16 protein-coding genes are annotated in these 16,906 nt (G+C 61.4%); 15 read left to right on the top strand and 1 reads right to left on the bottom strand.

The genetic code is table 11. From position 1 onward, the window contains the following. A complete protein-coding gene (flhB, locus tag BBF94_RS20300) occupies nt 1–1,140 on the top strand; it encodes a flagellar biosynthesis protein FlhB (RefSeq protein ID WP_065260760.1) in 1,140 nt (379 codons plus the stop codon). A gap of 236 nt (nt 1,141–1,376) precedes the next feature. Here flhB and BBF94_RS20295 read toward each other — a convergent pair whose 3' ends face one another. Beyond that, nucleotides 1,377–1,736 (bottom strand): DUF6124 family protein, encoded by a 360-nt coding sequence (locus tag BBF94_RS20295; RefSeq protein WP_065260759.1) that lies wholly within the window; start codon nt 1,734–1,736, stop codon nt 1,377–1,379. 607 nt (nt 1,737–2,343) lie between these two features. On the opposite strand from BBF94_RS20295, the gene flhA reads away from it, so the two are divergent. The 14 genes from flhA to BBF94_RS20225 all read left to right on the top strand — a co-directional run bounded on the left by flhA (nt 2,344) and on the right by BBF94_RS20225 (nt 16,762). Then, the gene (gene flhA, locus BBF94_RS20290; protein ID WP_065260758.1) at nt 2,344–4,473 is read left to right on the top strand and encodes a flagellar biosynthesis protein FlhA; all 2,130 of its coding nucleotides are present in this window, start codon (nt 2,344–2,346) and stop codon (nt 4,471–4,473) included. Between the two features lie 11 nt (nt 4,474–4,484). Continuing rightward, on the top strand, nt 4,485–5,825 hold the full coding sequence (gene flhF, locus BBF94_RS20285; protein WP_065260757.1) for a flagellar biosynthesis protein FlhF: 1,341 nt from the start codon (nt 4,485–4,487) through the stop codon (nt 5,823–5,825). 113 nt (nt 5,826–5,938) lie between these two features. Next, on the top strand, nt 5,939–6,769 hold the full coding sequence (gene fleN, locus BBF94_RS20280; protein WP_003222917.1) for a flagellar synthesis regulator FleN: 831 nt from the start codon (nt 5,939–5,941) through the stop codon (nt 6,767–6,769). Continuing rightward, nucleotides 6,766–7,506: an RNA polymerase sigma factor FliA gene (fliA, locus tag BBF94_RS20275; RefSeq protein ID WP_007951959.1), complete on the top strand. Its 741-nt coding sequence runs from the start codon at nt 6,766–6,768 to the stop codon at nt 7,504–7,506. The genes fleN and fliA overlap by 4 nt, the downstream gene beginning before the upstream one ends. A gap of 167 nt (nt 7,507–7,673) precedes the next feature. Continuing rightward, nucleotides 7,674–8,045, top strand: coding sequence for a chemotaxis response regulator CheY (locus BBF94_RS20270; protein ID WP_003183998.1), 372 nt, complete (start codon nt 7,674–7,676; stop codon nt 8,043–8,045). A gap of 17 nt (nt 8,046–8,062) precedes the next feature. After that, entirely contained in the window at nt 8,063–8,851 is a 789-nt protein-coding gene (locus tag BBF94_RS20265) for a protein phosphatase CheZ (RefSeq protein WP_065260756.1), read from the top strand. A 28-nt stretch (nt 8,852–8,879) separates the two neighbouring features. Beyond that, complete coding sequence (locus tag BBF94_RS20260) at nt 8,880–11,171, top strand: chemotaxis protein CheA (protein ID WP_065260755.1); 2,292 nt, start codon at nt 8,880–8,882, stop codon at nt 11,169–11,171. 49 nt (nt 11,172–11,220) lie between these two features. Next, nucleotides 11,221–12,357: a protein-glutamate methylesterase/protein-glutamine glutaminase gene (locus BBF94_RS20255; RefSeq protein ID WP_065260754.1), complete on the top strand. Its 1,137-nt coding sequence runs from the start codon at nt 11,221–11,223 to the stop codon at nt 12,355–12,357. Continuing rightward, on the top strand, nt 12,357–13,097 hold the full coding sequence (locus tag BBF94_RS20250) for a flagellar motor protein (protein ID WP_065260753.1): 741 nt from the start codon (nt 12,357–12,359) through the stop codon (nt 13,095–13,097). Before BBF94_RS20255 ends, BBF94_RS20250 begins: the two co-directional genes overlap by 1 nt. A gap of 12 nt (nt 13,098–13,109) precedes the next feature. After that, nucleotides 13,110–14,000, top strand: coding sequence for a flagellar motor protein MotD (motD, locus tag BBF94_RS20245; protein WP_065260752.1), 891 nt, complete (start codon nt 13,110–13,112; stop codon nt 13,998–14,000). A 43-nt stretch (nt 14,001–14,043) separates the two neighbouring features. Further along, nucleotides 14,044–14,832 (top strand): ParA family protein, encoded by a 789-nt coding sequence (locus BBF94_RS20240; protein ID WP_065260751.1) that lies wholly within the window; start codon nt 14,044–14,046, stop codon nt 14,830–14,832. A gap of 2 nt (nt 14,833–14,834) precedes the next feature. Then, nucleotides 14,835–15,797: a CheW domain-containing protein gene (locus BBF94_RS20235; RefSeq protein ID WP_065260750.1), complete on the top strand. Its 963-nt coding sequence runs from the start codon at nt 14,835–14,837 to the stop codon at nt 15,795–15,797. A gap of 83 nt (nt 15,798–15,880) precedes the next feature. After that, entirely contained in the window at nt 15,881–16,366 is a 486-nt protein-coding gene (locus BBF94_RS20230) for a chemotaxis protein CheW (protein WP_065260749.1), read from the top strand. Then, a complete protein-coding gene (locus BBF94_RS20225) occupies nt 16,367–16,762 on the top strand; it encodes a DUF2802 domain-containing protein (RefSeq protein ID WP_065260748.1) in 396 nt (131 codons plus the stop codon). It begins immediately after the preceding gene. Nucleotides 16,763–16,906: the final 144 nt, after the last annotated feature.

Genomic DNA, 16,906 nt, shown 5'->3' with positions numbered 1-16,906 from the left:
ATGGCAGAGAGCGAGAGCGGTCAGGACAAGACAGAAGACCCCACGGAGAAGCGCAAGAAGGACTCCCGGGAAAAGGGCGAGATTGCCCGCTCAAAGGAACTCAACACGCTGGCGATCATGCTGGCCGGTTCCGGAGCGCTGCTGATTTTCGGCGGCATGCTGGCGCAGGACCTGATGGAGCTGATGCGCGTGAACTTCACGCTGTCGCGGGAAGTCGTCATGGATCAGGGCGCCATGGGCAGGTTCCTGATGAGCTCCGGGCTGTCGGCGCTGCTGGCGATCCAGCCGATCATGATCACGTTGCTGCTGGCTGCGTTTCTGGGGCCGATCGCCCTCGGCGGCTGGTTGTTCGCGGCGGGTTCTCTGGCGCCCAAGTTCAGCCGGATGAACCCGTTGTCCGGTCTCAAGCGCATGTTCTCCATGAAGTCGGTGGTCGAACTGCTCAAGGCGTTGGCCAAATTCCTGATCATTCTGGCCGTGGCGCTGGTGGTGTTGTCCGGGGATGTCGACGACCTGTTGCGCATCGCCCATGAGCCAATGGACCGGGCCATCATTCACAGCCTGCAAGTGGTGGGCTGGAGCACCCTGTGGATGGCGTGCGGGTTGATCATCATCGCGGCCGTCGATGTTCCCGTGCAGATCTGGGAGAGCATCAAGAAGCTCAAGATGACCAAGCAGGAAGTGCGCGACGAGCACAAGGACCAGGAGGGCCGGCCGGAGGTCAAGCAGCGGATCCGTCAGGTGCAGCGCGAGATGTCGCAACGGCGGATGATGGCGGCGATTCCCGAGGCCGACGTGGTCATCACCAACCCGACCCACTACGCCGTGGCGCTCAAGTACGATTCGGAGAAGGGCGGGGCGCCGGTGCTGCTGGCCAAGGGTACCGACTTTCTGGCGCTGAAAATCCGCGAGATCGCCACCGCCAACGAGGTGATGCTCCTGGAATCGCCGGCCCTGGCACGTTCGATCTACTACTCCACCGAGCTGGAAGAAGAAATTCCCGGCGGCCTGTATCTGGCGGTCGCCCAGGTGCTGGCGTACGTCTACCAGATCCGCCAGCACCGCGCGGGCAAGGGCAAGTTCCCGGAACCGCTCAAGGACGACCTGCCGATCCCGCCGGATCTGCGGCGCGATTCCTGAGCCTGATGATAAAAACGCCGCCCCGATTGAACGGGATGGCGTTTTTTATGCCTGCCCAAAGATATTTCGGCTACTGCCGCAATCACTGTGGCGAGGGAGCTTGCTCCCGCTCGGCTGCGCAGCAGTCGTAAAACCTGAGCTCGCGGTATTTCTGAAAGATCGAAGTCTCAGGTTTTGGGTCTGCTACGCAGCCCAGCGGGAGCAAGCTCCCTCGCCACAGGTTTTTGCCTGCCTTTTTAGCCCGGCAATTCCAGATTATTCAGCACCCGATTCGCAGCCAGTTCCCCGAGCATGATCAATTGCCCGATGCCCATCAGCGTCCTGCGCTGCGAGGCGGGCATGAGGTGGGCGAAGTCATTGGCGATGGTTCTGGCCGAAGCGAGGGTTTCGCAGAGTTCGACCAGCAGCTCTTCGTTTTTGAAGTCCGCGGTAACGGCAAACATTCGGCGGGTCTTGCGGGGTGGTGGCGTGGAGCCGGGCGGGCAGAGATAGTGATCGAGGGCGCGGTCGGCGGCTTCGTGAAGCTTTCTGGAGTCGAGGGATTCGTAGGGCGAGGCGGGGTCGGTTTCGGGTGGGTTGGGGGTGGGTTTGATCATGGTGAAGCTCCTTTGGGGTGGAGCCGCCAGATCCAGTCGCTAAACAGGAAGGTGGCGGCTGTACGCAGGTTAGCGAACCGGTCAAAGGCACCCGGCAGACCGCAAGGGTCTCCCGCATACAGCCACCATGACGAAATTGCAGACATACCGATCCACAACCAGGCCTGGAACGCTGATGCACCTTTAAATTGAACCGAGTCGCTAAACCCGATCGCTGATTCGTCAGCGACCGATCCACGATAGAACCCGACCCCAAGGCGCACAAGCCGGCGGATTCTGGCGTAGCTGTAGGCAACGGCGCAAGGATTCGTAGCCTCCGAGGCGTGTCTGGAGGTGTCATTTAAACACCCGAGTTTAAAAGCACTGTGTGCTGATTTCTCGGGCCTCTTCGCGAGCAAGTCGAATCGTCGCACCGTCGCTCCCACAGTTGACCGCGTTCCATTGTGGGAGCGAGCTTGCTCGCGAAAGCGACATCCCGGCCAGCAGAAAAACCACACTCAAACCCCTCTGTTTCAATCATCGGCAAAAGTTGGAAGGCTTCTTGCAGTAGCCGCCGTGCGTCCGCTCTGGGCGTCAAAAGTTTGCTTTAAAGGAACGGGGAAAACCGGTGGATCGCTCTCAGTTAATCAACAGTGCTCGCTCGAACATTGCCGAACTCAGTCGAGGCAATCTGGGTGTGCCGCTGTTGCTGCTGGTCATGCTGGCGATGATGATGCTGCCGGTGCCGCCGTTCCTGCTCGACGTGTTCTTCACCTTCAACATTGCCCTGTCGATCGTCGTGCTGCTGGTCTGCGTGTACGCCTTGCGGCCGCTGGATTTTGCGGTGTTCCCGACGATCCTGCTGGTGGCGACCTTGCTGCGGCTGGCGCTGAACGTGGCGTCGACCCGGGTGGTGATGCTCCACGGTCAGGACGGCCACGCCGCTGCCGGTAAGGTGATTCAGGCCTTCGGCGAGGTGGTGATCGGCGGTAACTACGTGGTCGGTATCGTGGTCTTCGCGATTTTGATGATCATCAACTTCGTCGTCGTGACCAAGGGTGCTGGACGTATTTCCGAGGTGAGCGCGCGTTTCACCCTGGATGCGATGCCCGGCAAACAAATGGCCATCGACGCCGACCTCAACGCCGGTCTGATCGACCAGGCCCAGGCCAAGGCCCGTCGCCAGGAGGTCGCCCAGGAGGCAGAGTTCTACGGTTCGATGGACGGTGCCAGCAAGTTCGTCCGTGGTGACGCCATCGCCGGTCTGCTGATTCTGTTCATCAACCTGATCGGCGGCATGGCGGTCGGTATCTTCCAGCACAACATGTCCTTCGCCGACGCGGGCAAGGTTTACGCCTTGCTGACCATCGGTGACGGTTTGGTGGCGCAATTGCCATCACTGTTGTTGTCGACAGCGGCCGCGATCATGGTGACCCGTGCTTCCGGTTCGGAAGACATGGGCAAGCAGATCAACCGCCAGATGTTCGCCTCGCCGAAAGCCCTCGCGGTTGCCGCCGGCCTGATGGCAATCATGGGGCTGGTGCCGGGCATGCCGCATGTCTCGTTCCTGACCATGGCCGCGCTGGCCGCCGGTGGCGCTTACCTGTTCTGGAAAAAGCAGAACGTGGCCAAGGTGCAGGCGCTGGAAGAGGTCAAGCGTCAGCAGGAACTGCTGCCGTCGCCGGCCCGCGCCATGGAAACCAAGGAACTGGGCTGGGATGATGTGACACCGATCGACATGATCGGCCTGGAAGTCGGTTATCGGCTGATTCCGCTGGTGGATCGCAACCAGGGCGGGCAGTTGCTGGCGCGGATCAAGGGCGTGCGCAAGAAACTCTCGCAGGATCTGGGCTTCCTGATGCCGACCGTGCACATCCGCGACAACCTCGATCTGGCGCCAAGCGCCTATCGCCTGACCCTGATGGGGGTGATTCTGGCCGAGGCCGAGATCTATCCGGAGCGCGAACTGGCGATCAACCCGGGACAGGTCTATGGCACGCTCAACGGCATTACCGCCAAAGATCCGGCTTTCGGTCTCGAGGCCGTCTGGATCGAAGTCAGTCAGCGTGCCCAGGCGCAATCGCTCGGCTACACCGTGGTGGACGCCAGTACCGTGGTCGCCACGCACCTGAACCAGATTCTTTACAAGCACTCCAGCGAGCTGATTGGCCACGAGGAAGTGCAGCAACTCATGCAATTGCTGGCCAAGAGCTCGCCGAAACTGGCCGAAGAGCTGGTGCCGGGTGTGGTGTCGCTGTCGCAACTGCTCAAAGTGTTGCAGGCGCTGTTGGCCGAACACGTGCCGGTGCGCGACATCCGCAGCATCGCCGAAGCCATCGCCAACAACGCCGCCAAGAGTCAAGATACCGCCGCGCTGGTGGCTGCCGTGCGGGTCGGCGTATCCCGTGCCATCGTTCAAAGCATTGTAGGGACTGAGTCCGAGCTGCCAGTCATCACGCTGGAGCCAAGGTTGGAACAAATATTGCTCAATAGTTTGCAGAAGGCAGGACAAGGCTCGGAAGAGGGCGTTCTGCTGGAGCCGAGCATGGCCGAGAAGCTGCAGCGTTCGCTGATCGAAGCGGCGCAGCGCCAGGAAATGCAAGGACAGCCGGTGATCCTGTTGGTAGCAGGCCCGGTTCGCGCGATGCTCTCGCGCTTCGGCCGCCTGGCAGTCCCCGGACTGCATGTGCTGGCCTACCAGGAAATTCCGGACAACAAGCAAGTGACCATCGTTGCGACAGTAGGGCCCAACGGCTGAGGTAGTGGTTTATGCAAGTTAAGCGTTTTTTCGCCGCCGATATGCGTCAGGCCATGAAACTGGTTCGTGATGAGCTGGGCGCCGATGCCGCCATCATTGGCAACCGCCGCATTGCCGGCGGTGTCGAGCTGACGGCGGCGCTGGATTACAAACTGTCGGCGCTGGCGCCACGGGTTCCGAACATGGAACTCGAAGACGAGCTGCGCAAGACTCAGTCGCGCATCGTCACCGCACAGGCCGAGCTGAGCATGCGCGGTGAAGCCGACGGCAGCACCAATCGCCAGCTGTTCGCCGGGCTGCCATTGACCGCCGGCCTGCCGTTGACGGCTGCCGAGCCCTTGAGCGAACCCACCTACGCCGCCCCTGCACGTCCGGCGCCTGCACCTGCGCCGGTGGCTGCCGGTGTCGATCCGCGTGCACTGGATTCGATGCGTTTCGAACTCAACAGCCTGCGCGAACTGATGGAAGTGCAACTGGGCACCCTGGCCTGGAATCAGCTGCAGGGCAGCCGTCCGGCCCAGGCCAATCTGTATCGTCGTCTGCAGCGCATCGGCCTGTCCGGTCCGCTGGCCCGTGACCTGCTGGCGCTGACCAGCGACATCGAAGAACCTCGTCAGGCCTGGCGCATGCTGCTGGCGCACCTGGCGCGCATGATCGTCACGCCGGAAATCGAGCCGCTGGAAGAGGGCGGGATCATTGCCATGGTCGGCCCGGCCGGCATGGGCAAGACCACCACACTGGCCAAACTGGCAGCCCGTTACGTACTCAAGTACGGCGCGCAGAACATCGCGCTGGTGAGCATGGACAGTTTCCGCATCGGCGCTCAGGAACAGTTGAAAACCCTGGGCCGCATCCTCAATGTATCGGTGACTCACGTCGACCCGGGCCAGTCCCTGGTGCAGGCGCTGGATCCGCTGCTGCGCAAACGCGTGGTGCTGATCGATACCGCCGGCCTGCAGGCCAGCGATCCGGCATTGCGCATGCAACTGGAAAGCCTGGCCGGTCGTGGCATTCGTTCAAAAAATTATCTGGTGCTGGCAACCACCAGCCAGAAACAGGTTCTAACCGCCGCTTATCACAGTTACAAGCGTTGCGGGCTCGCCGGGTGCATCCTGACTAAACTGGATGAAACGGCCAGCCTTGGCGAAGTGCTGAGTCTGGCAATCAGTCATGAACTGCCGGTCGCCTATCTGACCGACGGCCCGCGGATTCCGGATGACCTGCATCTGCCGCGCCGCCATCAACTGGTCAGCCGCGCCGTCAGCGTGCAAATGCAGGAAGAACCCAGCGAAGAAGCCATGGCTGACATGTTCGCTGATATCTACCACAGTCCGACCAAGCAGGTTGGCTGAGGTAATGAACAGTTTTTGTACCTACATAGATGGTCTGCCATGCATTGTTCCGGTTGTGAACGCGCAGCCAGTAATGTGGCCTCCGTCCATGCAAGACAAGGTAAAGAAATAACATGGGCAGCATGCATCCCGTACAGGTGATCGCGGTGACCGGCGGCAAGGGTGGCGTCGGCAAGACTAACGTGTCAGTGAACTTGTCCCTGGCGCTGGCAGAACTTGGCCGTCGGGTCATGCTGCTGGACGCCGACCTGGGTCTGGCGAACGTCGACGTTCTGCTGGGCCTCACGCCCAAACGTACCCTGGCCGATGTGATCGAGGGTCGCTGCGAGCTGCGCGACGTGCTCTTGCAGGGCCCCGGTGGCATCCGCATCGTGCCGGCCGCTTCCGGCACCCAGAGCATGGTTCACCTGAGCCCGGCCCAGCATGCCGGTCTGATCCAGGCATTCAGCGACATCGGCGACAATCTCGATGTGCTCGTGATCGACACCGCTGCGGGTATTGGTGACTCGGTAGTCAGTTTTGTTCGCGCAGCCCAGGAAGTGTTGCTGGTGGTGTGTGACGAGCCGACCTCGATCACCGACGCCTACGCGCTGATCAAGCTGCTCAACCGCGATTACGGCATGAACCGCTTCCGCGTCCTGGCCAACATGGCCCAGAGCCCGCAGGAAGGTCGCAATCTGTTCGCCAAGTTGACCAAGGTCACGGATCGCTTTCTTGACGTGGCCTTACAATACGTCGGTGCGGTGCCTTACGACGAAAGCGTGCGCAAGGCGGTGCAGAAGCAGCGTGCGGTCTATGAAGCCTTCCCGCGTTCCAAGTGCGCACTGGCGTTCAAGGCGATCGCGCAAAAGGTCGATACCTGGCCGCTGCCCGCCAACCCGCGCGGCCATCTCGAATTTTTCGTCGAGCGCCTCGTGCAGCAAACGGCAGGACCTGTGCTATGACCGCCAGCGGTATGAATCTTTACAAGAAGTCGGCACGTGACGCGCAGTACGAACTGATCGAGCGTTACGCGCCATTGGTCAAGCGCATCGCCTATCACTTGCTGGCGCGCTTGCCGGCCAGTGTGCAGGTCGAGGACCTGATCCAGGCCGGGATGATCGGTCTGCTCGAAGTCTCGACCAAATACGACGCCAGCAAAGGTGCGAGTTTCGAAACGTACGCGGGCATCCGTATCCGCGGCGCGATGCTCGATGAAGTGCGCAAGGGGGACTGGGCACCGCGCTCGGTTCACCGCAATACCCGCATGGTCAGCGACGCGATTCGCTCGATTGAGGCTAAAACCGGCCGTGACGCTAAAGATCACGAGGTTGCGGCCGAACTCCAGTTGAGTCTCGACGATTACTACGGGATTTTGAATGACACCCTGGGCAGCCGACTGTTCAGTTTCGACGACCTGTTGCAGGACGGCGAACATGAAGGGCTGCACGAGGATGGCGCCAGTGCTCATCTTGAGCCGTCGCGCGACCTGGAAGACGAGCGCTTCCAGGCGGCGCTGGCGGACGCGATTGCCAATTTGCCGGAGCGTGAGCGACTGGTGTTGGCGCTGTACTACGACGAAGAACTGAACCTCAAGGAAATCGGTGAAGTCCTTGGCGTCAGCGAATCGCGGGTCAGCCAGTTACACAGCCAGTGCGCGGCCCGTTTGCGGGGGCGTTTGGGGGAGTGGCGAGCGCGCTGAAGGCGGTGTGGGGACACTGCGAACGAGGCTGGTGCGGTGGTGAGCGGCACCGGTCTTGCTCTGTTGTGCTCCAGACAGTCATCGAGTGCTTTGCCGGATTGATTGAAATGGCGCGTCCAGGTGCTGGGCGCGTTTAAGACTGCTTGGAGGTCGAATTGAACAAAGACATGAAAATCCTCATCGTTGATGACTTCTCAACGATGCGGCGGATCATCAAGAACCTGTTGCGTGACCTCGGGTTCACCAACACCGTTGAAGCCGACGATGGCACCACCGCCATTCCGGTGCTCAACAGCGGCAGCATCGACTTTCTGGTGACCGACTGGAACATGCCCGGCATGACCGGTATCGACCTGCTGCGCCACGTGCGCGCCGATGAAAAGCTCAAGCATCTGCCCGTGCTGATGGTGACCGCTGAAGCCAAGCGCGAGCAGATCATTGAAGCCGCCCAGGCCGGGGTCAACGGCTACGTGGTCAAACCTTTCACGGCTCAGGCGCTGAAAGAAAAAATCGAGAAGATTTTCGAACGCATCGGCTGATGACGCGCGGGGGAGCTATGGAGCATAAAGAATCTTCACAGGGCGACTTCGAGTCGACGCTGAAAAAACATGCGGTCGAACTGGTCGAAAGCCTTGAAAAAGGCCGGTTCGGCGACGCTGTGCAACTGATCCATGAGCTCAATCAGACCCGTGACCGAGGCCTGTACCAGGAAGTCGGCAAGCTCACGCGCGAACTGCACAGTGCAATCGTCAACTTCCAGATCGACCCGCATATGCCGCAGGCCGAGGAGGTGTCGCAGATCACTGATGCGACCGAGCGCCTGGGCTATGTGGTCAAGCTGACTGAAGCCGCAGCCAACCGCACCATGGATCTGGTGGAAAGCGCAACGCCGGTGGTCAATGGCCTGGCTGACGAAGCCCAGGCGTTGAGTGCCGACTGGGGACGCTTCATGCGCCGTGAAGTCGGGGCTGAAGAGTTCCGCGAACTGGCACGTCGGGTCGACGGTTTTCTGGCGCGCAGCAGCACGGACAACCGTGCGGTGTCGAGCAGCCTCAACGACATTCTGCTGGCCCAGGATTATCAGGATCTCACAGGTCAAGTGATCAAGCGTGTGACCCAACTGGTCACCGAAGTCGAAAGCAATCTGCTCAAACTCGTGCTCATGGCCAGTCAGGTGGATCGCTTTGCGGGCATCGAACATGACCGTGCGGCGATGCTCGCTGAAAAAGATCCACAAAAACATCTCTCGCAGGGTGAAGGTCCGCAGATTCATGCCGATAAACGAGAAGACGTTGTGTCCGGTCAGGACGATGTGGACGATTTGCTATCCAGCCTTGGATTTTGAGTTTTAGACCTGTAGGAGCACCCCATTAATGAGCTTCGGCGCCGATGAAGAGATCCTTCAGGATTTCCTGGTTGAGGCCGGCGAGATTCTTGAGCAACTGTCCGAACAACTGGTCGAGCTGGAAAGCCGCCCTGATGACGCAGATCTGCTCAACGCAATTTTTCGCGGTTTCCACACTGTAAAAGGGGGCGCCGGCTTCCTTCAGCTCAACGAGCTGGTGGAGTGCTGTCACATCGCCGAAAACGTGTTCGACATCCTGCGCAAGGGTGAGCGTCGCGTAGATGCAGAACTGATGGACGTGGTGCTCGAAGCGCTGGACTCGGTGAACAGCATGTTCGGCGAAGTCCGCGACCGCAGCCCGATCACCGCTGCAACCCCGGAACTGCTGGCCGCGCTGGCGCGCCTGGCCGAACCGCAATCGGCGGATGAGGTTGCGGCCTCGCCGGTAGCCGAGATGATCGAAGAGCTGGTCGTTGAAGGCGATTCTGGCGATTCGGGCGATATCACCGACAACGAATTCGAACAGTTGCTGGACTCGCTGAGCGCCGTCAAGGCCGAAGCCGAGGCCCCGGCGGCTGCCGCTGCGCCGGCTTCCGACGAAGCCGCCAGCGATGAAATCACCGACGCTGAATTCGAGTCGCTGCTCGACCAGTTGCATGGCAAGGGCCAGTTCGCAGCCGACGCCGTGGCACCGGCTGCAGCCGCGCCGGCGGCTCCGGCAGCCGGCGACGACTCGGACATTACCGACGACGAATTCGAGGCCTTGCTCGATCAGCTGCACGGCAAGGGCAACTTTGCCGTCGATGCGCTGGAGTCGGCAATGGCATCGGTTCCCGCATCGACCGCGCCTGCAGCCGCTGCAGCGGGCAGCGATCTGATCACCGATCACGAATTCGAATCGCTGCTGGATGAGCTGCACGGCAAAGGCAAGTTCACCGACGTTGCCACCGGCGCGCCCGTGACTGCCGGCAACGCCGCCGCGGTGGCAGCGCCTGCTGCCAAGGCCCCGGCCGCTGCGGCGAACCCTGCCGCGAAAGCGCCGCAAAGCAAGCCCGAACCAAAAGCCGAAACACCGAAGCCGGCCGCCGCTGCCGCACCGGCTCCGGCCCGTGCCCCGGCGACACCGCCACCGGAAAAACCGGCGAGCGAAGCCGAAACCACCGTTCGCGTCGACACTGCGCGTCTCGACGAGATCATGAACATGGTCGGCGAGCTGGTGCTGGTGCGTAACCGTCTGGTGCGCCTGGGCCTGAACAGTGGCGACGAGGCCATGCAGAAGGCCGTGTCGAACCTCGACGTGGTTACCGCCGACTTGCAGACGTCGGTGATGAAGACCCGGATGCAGCCGATCAAGAAAGTCTTCGGTCGTTTCCCGCGTCTGGTTCGCGACCTTGCCCGTCAGCTCAAGAAAGAGATCAACCTGGAGCTGGTGGGCGAAGAGACCGACCTCGACAAGAACCTCGTCGAGGCGCTGGCCGACCCGCTGGTCCACCTGGTGCGCAACGCGGTCGACCACGGCATCGAATCGCCGGAAGAACGCGAAGCGTCGGGCAAGCCTCGCGGCGGCAAGGTCGTTCTGGCGGCCGAACAGGAAGGCGACCACATCCTGCTGTCGATTTCCGACGACGGTAAAGGCATGGATCCGAACATCCTGCGCGCCATCGCCGTGAAGCGTGGTGTGATGGACAAGGATGCAGCCGACCGTCTGAGCGATACCGAGTGCTACAACCTGATTTTCGCCCCGGGCTTCTCGACCAAGACCGAGATCTCCGACGTGTCCGGTCGCGGTGTCGGCATGGACGTGGTGAAGACCAAGATTTCCCAGCTCAACGGTTCGATCAACATTTATTCGACCAAGGGCCAGGGCTCGAAAATCGTCATCAAGGTGCCGCTGACGCTGGCGATCATGCCGACCCTGATGGTCATGCTCGGCAACCAGGCGTTCGCGTTCCCGCTGGTGAACGTCAACGAAATCTTCCACCTCGACCTGTCGACCACCAACGTGGTGGACGGCCAGGAAGTGGTGATCGTGCGGGACAAGGCGTTGCCATTGTTCTACCTCAAACGCTGGCTGGTCAGCTCGGCCGCTCACGAAGAGCAGCGCGAAGGCCATGTGGTGATCCTTTCGGTGGGCACCCAGCGGATCGGCTTTGTCGTCGATCAACTGGTCGGTCAGGAAGAAGTGGTCATCAAGCCATTGGGCAAGATGCTGCAGGGAACTCCGGGCATGTCCGGCGCCACCATTACCGGTGACGGCCGCATTGCGCTGATTCTCGATGTTCCAAGCATGCTCAAGCGTTACGCCGCACGGCGTATTTGAATCCGGGGCAGCGGGGCGAGCCTGTCCCGCTGCACCTAATGGAGTGTTTATGGCAGTCAAAGTCCTGGTGGTGGACGATTCGGGTTTTTTCCGCCGCCGCGTCTCGGAAATTCTTTCAGCGGATCCGAGCATCCAGGTCGTCGGTACGGCGACCAACGGCAAAGAGGCGATCGATCAGGCCCTGGCTCTCAAGCCGGACGTGATCACCATGGACTACGAGATGCCGATGATGGATGGCATCACGGCGGTGCGACATATCATGCAGCGTTGCCCGACTCCGGTGTTGATGTTCTCCTCGCTGACTCATGAAGGCGCCCGGGTCACCCTGGATGCGCTGGATGCCGGCGCGGTGGATTTCCTGCCGAAGAATTTCGAAGACATCTCCCGCAACCCGGAGAAGGTCAAGCAATTGCTGTGCGAGAAGGTTCACAGCATTTCGCGCAGCAATCGTCGTTTCAGTGCCTACAGTGCGCCGGCGCCTGCTGCCGCACCGACGCCGGCACCGGCGGCTCCTGCGCCGTCGGGCTTTGGCAGTCACAGCAGCGCTGCGACCCGTCCGGCACCCGCGCCCGCACCGGCTCGCGCTCCGGCCGCCAGTGCTTCGTCGCCCGCACCGAAGCGCAAAAATTACAAGCTCGTCGCGATCGGCACATCGACTGGCGGCCCGGTGGCCCTGCAACGGGTTCTGACCCAGTTGCCGGCCAACTTCCCGGCGCCGATCGTGCTGATCCAGCACATGCCGGCGGCTTTCACCAAGGCGTTCGCCGAGCGTCTGGACAAGCTTTGCCGCATCAGCGTCAAGGAAGCCGAGGACGGCGACATTCTGCGTCCGGGCCTGGCACTGCTGGCCCCGGGTGGCAAACAGCTGATGGTCGATGGCCGTGGCGCGGTGAAGATCCTGCCGGGTGACGAGCGTCTGAACTACAAGCCTTGCGTGGACATCACGTTCGGCTCCGCAGCCAAATCCTACAGTGACAAAGTTCTGGCGGTTGTGCTGACCGGCATGGGCGCCGATGGCCGTGAAGGCGCGCGCCTGCTCAAGCAGGGTGGCAGTACCGTCTGGGCCCAGGATGAAGCCAGCTGCGTGATCTATGGCATGCCGATGGCCATCGTCAAGGCTGACCTCGCGGATGCGGTGTACGGCCTGGACGATATCGGCAGGCACATCGTCGAGGCGTGTATCTGATGGATGTTCTGAGCCTTATCGGGATCATCATGGCGTTCGTCGCCATCATCGGCGGCAACTTCCTTGAAGGTGGTCACCTCGGCGCGCTGGCCAACGGTCCGGCGGCGCTGATCGTGCTGGGCGGGACCATCGGTGCCGCCTTGCTGCAATCGCCGATGAGCGCGTTCAAGCGTGCCATGCAGATTCTGGCGTGGATCTTTTTCCCGCCCCATGTCGATCTGGCCGGCGGTATCGATCGGGTGGTCAACTGGAGCCTCACCGCGCGCAAGGAAGGCCTGCTGGGCCTGGAAGGCGTGGCGGATGCCGAGCCGGATGCCTACTCGCGCAAAGGCCTGCAGCTGCTGGTCGACGGCGCCGAACCGGAAGCCATCCGCAGCATCCTTGAAGTGGATTTCTACACCCAGGAAGCCCGCGACGTCGAAGCGGCCAAGGTCTTCGAAAGCATGGGCGGCTACGCGCCGACCATCGGTATCATCGGTGCGGTCATGGGCCTGATCCATGTGATGGGCAACCTGGCCGATCCATCGCAACTGGGCAACGGCATCGCCGTGGCATTCGTCGCCACCATCTACGGTGTGGCCAGTGCCAACCTGGTGTTGCTGCCGATCGCTGCGAAGCTCAAGTCAATCGCGTTGCGGCAGTCGCGTTATCGCGAAATGTTGTTGGAAGGCATTCTGTCGATCGCCGAAGGTGAAAACCCACGCTCCATCGAGTTGAAGCTGCAAGGCTTCATGGATTAAGGGAATAGCCTCATGGCCCGTCGTCGCCAGCATGAAGAACACGTCAATCACGAGCGCTGGCTCGTGTCTTACGCAGACTTCATCACACTGTTGTTCGCTTTCTTCGTGGTGATGTACTCCATCTCGTCGATCAACGAAGGCAAGTACAAGATCATTTCCGAAGCGCTGATCGGGGTCTTCACCGACTCCGACCGCGCGCTCAAGCCGATCCCGATCGGTGAGGAGCGACCCAAGACCGTGACCCCGGCCAAGCCGCTGGTCAAGGACAGCGAGCAGGTCGATGCCGGCATCGCCGGGGCCAGCGATCCGCTCAAAAGCATCGCCGACGATATCAGCGCCGCGTTCGGCGACCTGATCGCGAGCAACCAGATGACCGTGCGCGGCAACGAGCTGTGGGTCGAGATCGAACTCAACTCCAGCCTGTTGTTCGGCAGCGGCGATGCCATGCCAAGCGACATCGCGTTCAACATCATCGACAAGGTCGCGGCGATCCTCAAACCGTTCGATAACCCGATCCACGTCGAAGGCTTCACCGACGACCAGCCGATTCGCACCGCTCAGTACCCGACCAACTGGGAGCTGTCTTCGGCGCGTTCGGCGAGCATCGTGCGCATGCTGGCGATGCAGGGCGTGAACCCTGGTCGCATGGCCTCGGTGGGCTATGGCGAATTCCAGCCAGTGGCCAACAACGCCACGGCCGAGGGCCGGGCCAAGAATCGTCGCGTGGTGCTGGTGGTGTCGCGCAATCTCGATGTACGCCGCAGCCTGACAGGCACCGGGACCGCCAATGCAACACCGGACGCCGCGTTGAAGCGTGCTGGCACACAAACTGCACCGACCCCGGTCAAGACGCCGGGACGCGAGAGTGCCGTCAATTCTCCGTCGCCCGCATTAATACGCTGAGCCATGTCTCGGCCGAGCATCTCGGCCGGGAGGAACGATCCGAATGAGAGTCTGGGCAGTCGCCAATCAAAAGGGTGGTGTTGGTAAAACCACTACTTCCATCGCTTTAGCCGGTTTGCTGGCGGAGGCGGGCAAGCGCGTGGTCGTGGTCGATCTCGATCCGCACGGCTCGATGACCAGCTATTTCGGTTACGACCCCGACAGCCTGGAACACAGCAACTATGACCTGTTCCTGCACAAGGGCGGTGTGCCGCAAGGCCTGCCGGGCCAGTTGCTGCTGTCCACCAGTGACGAACGCATTTCCCTGCTGCCGTCGAGCACCGCGCTGGCCACCCTCGAGCGCCAGTCGCCGGGACAAAGTGGTCTGGGCCTGGTGATCGCCAAGAGTCTGGCGCAACTGTGGCAGGACTTCGATTACGCGATCATCGACAGCCCGCCATTGCTCGGTGTGCTGATGGTCAATGCCCTGGCCGCCAGTCAGCAACTGGTGATCCCGGTGCAGACCGAACACCTGGCCGTCAAAGGCCTGGAACGGATGGTCAACACCCTGGCGATGATCAACCGCTCGCGCAAACAGGCGTTGCCGTTCAACATCGTGCCGACCCTGTTCGATCGCCGCACCCAGGCATCGATGGGTACCTTGCGCGTGCTGCGTGACAAATTCCCCGACGAGATCTGGCAGGGTTACATCCCGGTCGATACCCGTCTGCGCGACGCCAGCCGTGCCGGCGTCACGCCTTCGCAATTCGACGGCAAGAGCCGTGGCGTGCTGGCTTACCGCGCGTTGCTCAAGCATCTGCTGGCGCAGCAGCTCGTTGCGCAGGTGGCCTGAGCATGAATCGGCCGATCAAACTGACTTCGCGTCCGCAACTGGCTGTGCAGTCCTATCTGGACAGCTTGCTGCAGGAAGTTGAGCAAGAGCTCCCGCAGGAAGTCGAGGCGCCGGTCGAGGTGGTTGAAAGCTCCGCGGTGCTGGATGAGTTCCAGGCGGCGGTGCTTGAAGAGCAGGCCCGCGATGCGCAGCAAGCCGCAAGGCCTGCGGCGCCGGTTGCAGCGCCCGCCGCTGTGGTGGCCAAAGCCGCGGCGCCTCTGATCAAGGAGCCCGAGCCGGTTCGCGTGGTGTCGACCCTCGCGCCCCTGCTGCAAACTCAGCTTCTTCAGGCACAACCCGAACCGGCTCCGGTCGAACCGCCGGTGCAGCCAGTTGTTGCGCCGGTTGAACCGGTCGTTGAACAGGCATTGGTTGCACCGCTGGTCGAAGTGCATCTGCCACCGAGCAATACACCGCCACCGGTGGACACCGACGGTCGTCCGGCCTGGGCTTCGGAAGCCTTCGAATGTCTGCTGTTCGATGTGGCCGGGTTGACCCTCGCGGTGCCGCTGGTGTGCCTGGGCTCGATCTATTCGCTGACCGGTCATGAGCTGACGCCGCTGTTCGGCCAGCCCGAATGGTTTCTCGGCATCCTGCCGAGCCAGGCCGGCAACCTGAAGGTGCTGGACACCGCGCGCTGGGTCATGCCGGATCGCTATCGCGATGACTTTCGTCAAGGCCTGCAATACGTGATTTCGGTACAGGGTTACGAGTGGGGCCTGGCGGTGCATCAGGTCAGTCGCTCGCTGCGTCTGGATCCGAATGAAATCAAATGGAGAAGTCACCGGGGTCAGCGGCCATGGCTCGCGGGCACGGTGATCGAACACATGTGCGCCTTGCTCGATGTCTCCGCACTGGCCGAGCTGATCGCCAGCGGTGGGGCAAAGCACATGTCCGGCAGTAAGCCGACCCACAAAACGACATGACACTTTCATAACAGACATGTCCGGCATTCCATGCCGGCACACGAGACACACACCGCCATTGCGGTTTTTCGAGGGGCTAGGGTATGAACGACAAGGCTACTGCGGCAAAGGGTTCCGAAGATCCGATCCTGCAATGGGTGACTTTCAAGCTGGACAACGAAACCTACGGCATCAACGTGATGCGCGTTCAGGAAGTCCTGCGCTACACCGAGATCGCTCCGGTTCCGGGTGCGCCAAGCTATGTGCTGGGCATCATCAACCTGCGCGGCAATGTGGTGACCGTGATCGACACCCGTCAGCGCTTCGGCCTGATGAGCGGCGAGATCAGCGACAACACCCGTATCGTCATCATCGAAGCCGACAAGCAAGTGGTCGGCATCATGGTCGACAGCGTGGCTGAAGTGGTTTACCTGCGTCAGTCGGAAATCGAGACCGCACCGAACGTCGGTAACGAAGAGTCGGCCAAGTTCATCCAGGGCGTATGCAACAAGAACAACGAGTTGCTGATCCTGGTCGAGCTGGACAAGATGATGACTGAAGAAGAATGGTCGGAACTGGAGAATATCTGATTGATTCTCGAGGTAGCGGTCATTGTCCTGTTCCTGTTCTGGGCAGGCACGCTGGCGATGTTTCTGGCGTACATCAAGGCGCAGCGCGTGATCGCTGCGCAGCAGGCCCAGGGCGATGCGCTGCGTGATCAGCGCATCAAGGACCTGGCCAAGCGTGTCGACGACTACCAGAACGGCAACGTGCGCATGGGCGAAGCCCTGCATGAGCTGCGTGCGGTCGTCGGTCCGATTCCGGACAAGATTTCCCAGCTCGAACAGCGCGACCCGTCGAGCCTGTCATTCGCCCAGGCGGCGAAACTGGTGGGGATGGGCGCGAGTGTCGATGAGCTGACTCAGTCCTGCGGGTTGACCCAGGCTGAGGCGGAGTTGATGCGCAAGCTGCACAGAAGCAGCTGAGCGCTTGGATCGTTCCCACATCGAGGCGTCGAACCGTCTGCGTGGGAATGCATCTTGGGACGCTCCGCGTTCCGCGTGTGAAGGGTGACGCAGAGCGTCACGGGCGGGTGTTCCCACGCAGAGCATGGGAACAATCAGCGAAAA

Origin of the sequence: Pseudomonas bananamidigenes (genome assembly GCF_001679645.1) — a bacterium.
GTDB classification, from domain to species: Bacteria; Pseudomonadota; Gammaproteobacteria; order Pseudomonadales; family Pseudomonadaceae; genus Aquipseudomonas; species Aquipseudomonas bananamidigenes.
Note: the sequence above shows the minus strand (reverse complement) of the source record. Positions and strands in the feature narration are given on the sequence as shown.

What these genes read in the sequence shown, in the direction of transcription:
- BBF94_RS20235 (WP_065260750.1), top strand. Translation starts at nt 14,835, where the DNA reads ATGAATCGGCCGATCAAACTGACTTCGCGTCCGCAACTGGCTGTGCAG.
- BBF94_RS20295 (WP_065260759.1), bottom strand. Translation starts at nt 1,736, where the DNA reads ATGATCAAACCCACCCCCAACCCACCCGAAACCGACCCCGCCTCGCCC.
- flhF (WP_065260757.1), top strand. Translation starts at nt 4,485, where the DNA reads ATGCAAGTTAAGCGTTTTTTCGCCGCCGATATGCGTCAGGCCATGAAA.
- BBF94_RS20250 (WP_065260753.1), top strand. Translation starts at nt 12,357, where the DNA reads ATGGATGTTCTGAGCCTTATCGGGATCATCATGGCGTTCGTCGCCATC.
- flhB (WP_065260760.1), top strand. Translation starts at nt 1, where the DNA reads ATGGCAGAGAGCGAGAGCGGTCAGGACAAGACAGAAGACCCCACGGAG.
- BBF94_RS20255 (WP_065260754.1), top strand. Translation starts at nt 11,221, where the DNA reads ATGGCAGTCAAAGTCCTGGTGGTGGACGATTCGGGTTTTTTCCGCCGC.
- BBF94_RS20260 (WP_065260755.1), top strand. Translation starts at nt 8,880, where the DNA reads ATGAGCTTCGGCGCCGATGAAGAGATCCTTCAGGATTTCCTGGTTGAG.
- BBF94_RS20240 (WP_065260751.1), top strand. Translation starts at nt 14,044, where the DNA reads ATGAGAGTCTGGGCAGTCGCCAATCAAAAGGGTGGTGTTGGTAAAACC.
- fliA (WP_007951959.1), top strand. Translation starts at nt 6,766, where the DNA reads ATGACCGCCAGCGGTATGAATCTTTACAAGAAGTCGGCACGTGACGCG.
- BBF94_RS20265 (WP_065260756.1), top strand. Translation starts at nt 8,063, where the DNA reads ATGGAGCATAAAGAATCTTCACAGGGCGACTTCGAGTCGACGCTGAAA.
- motD (WP_065260752.1), top strand. Translation starts at nt 13,110, where the DNA reads ATGGCCCGTCGTCGCCAGCATGAAGAACACGTCAATCACGAGCGCTGG.
- BBF94_RS20270 (WP_003183998.1), top strand. Translation starts at nt 7,674, where the DNA reads ATGAAAATCCTCATCGTTGATGACTTCTCAACGATGCGGCGGATCATC.
- BBF94_RS20230 (WP_065260749.1), top strand. Translation starts at nt 15,881, where the DNA reads ATGAACGACAAGGCTACTGCGGCAAAGGGTTCCGAAGATCCGATCCTG.
- fleN (WP_003222917.1), top strand. Translation starts at nt 5,939, where the DNA reads ATGGGCAGCATGCATCCCGTACAGGTGATCGCGGTGACCGGCGGCAAG.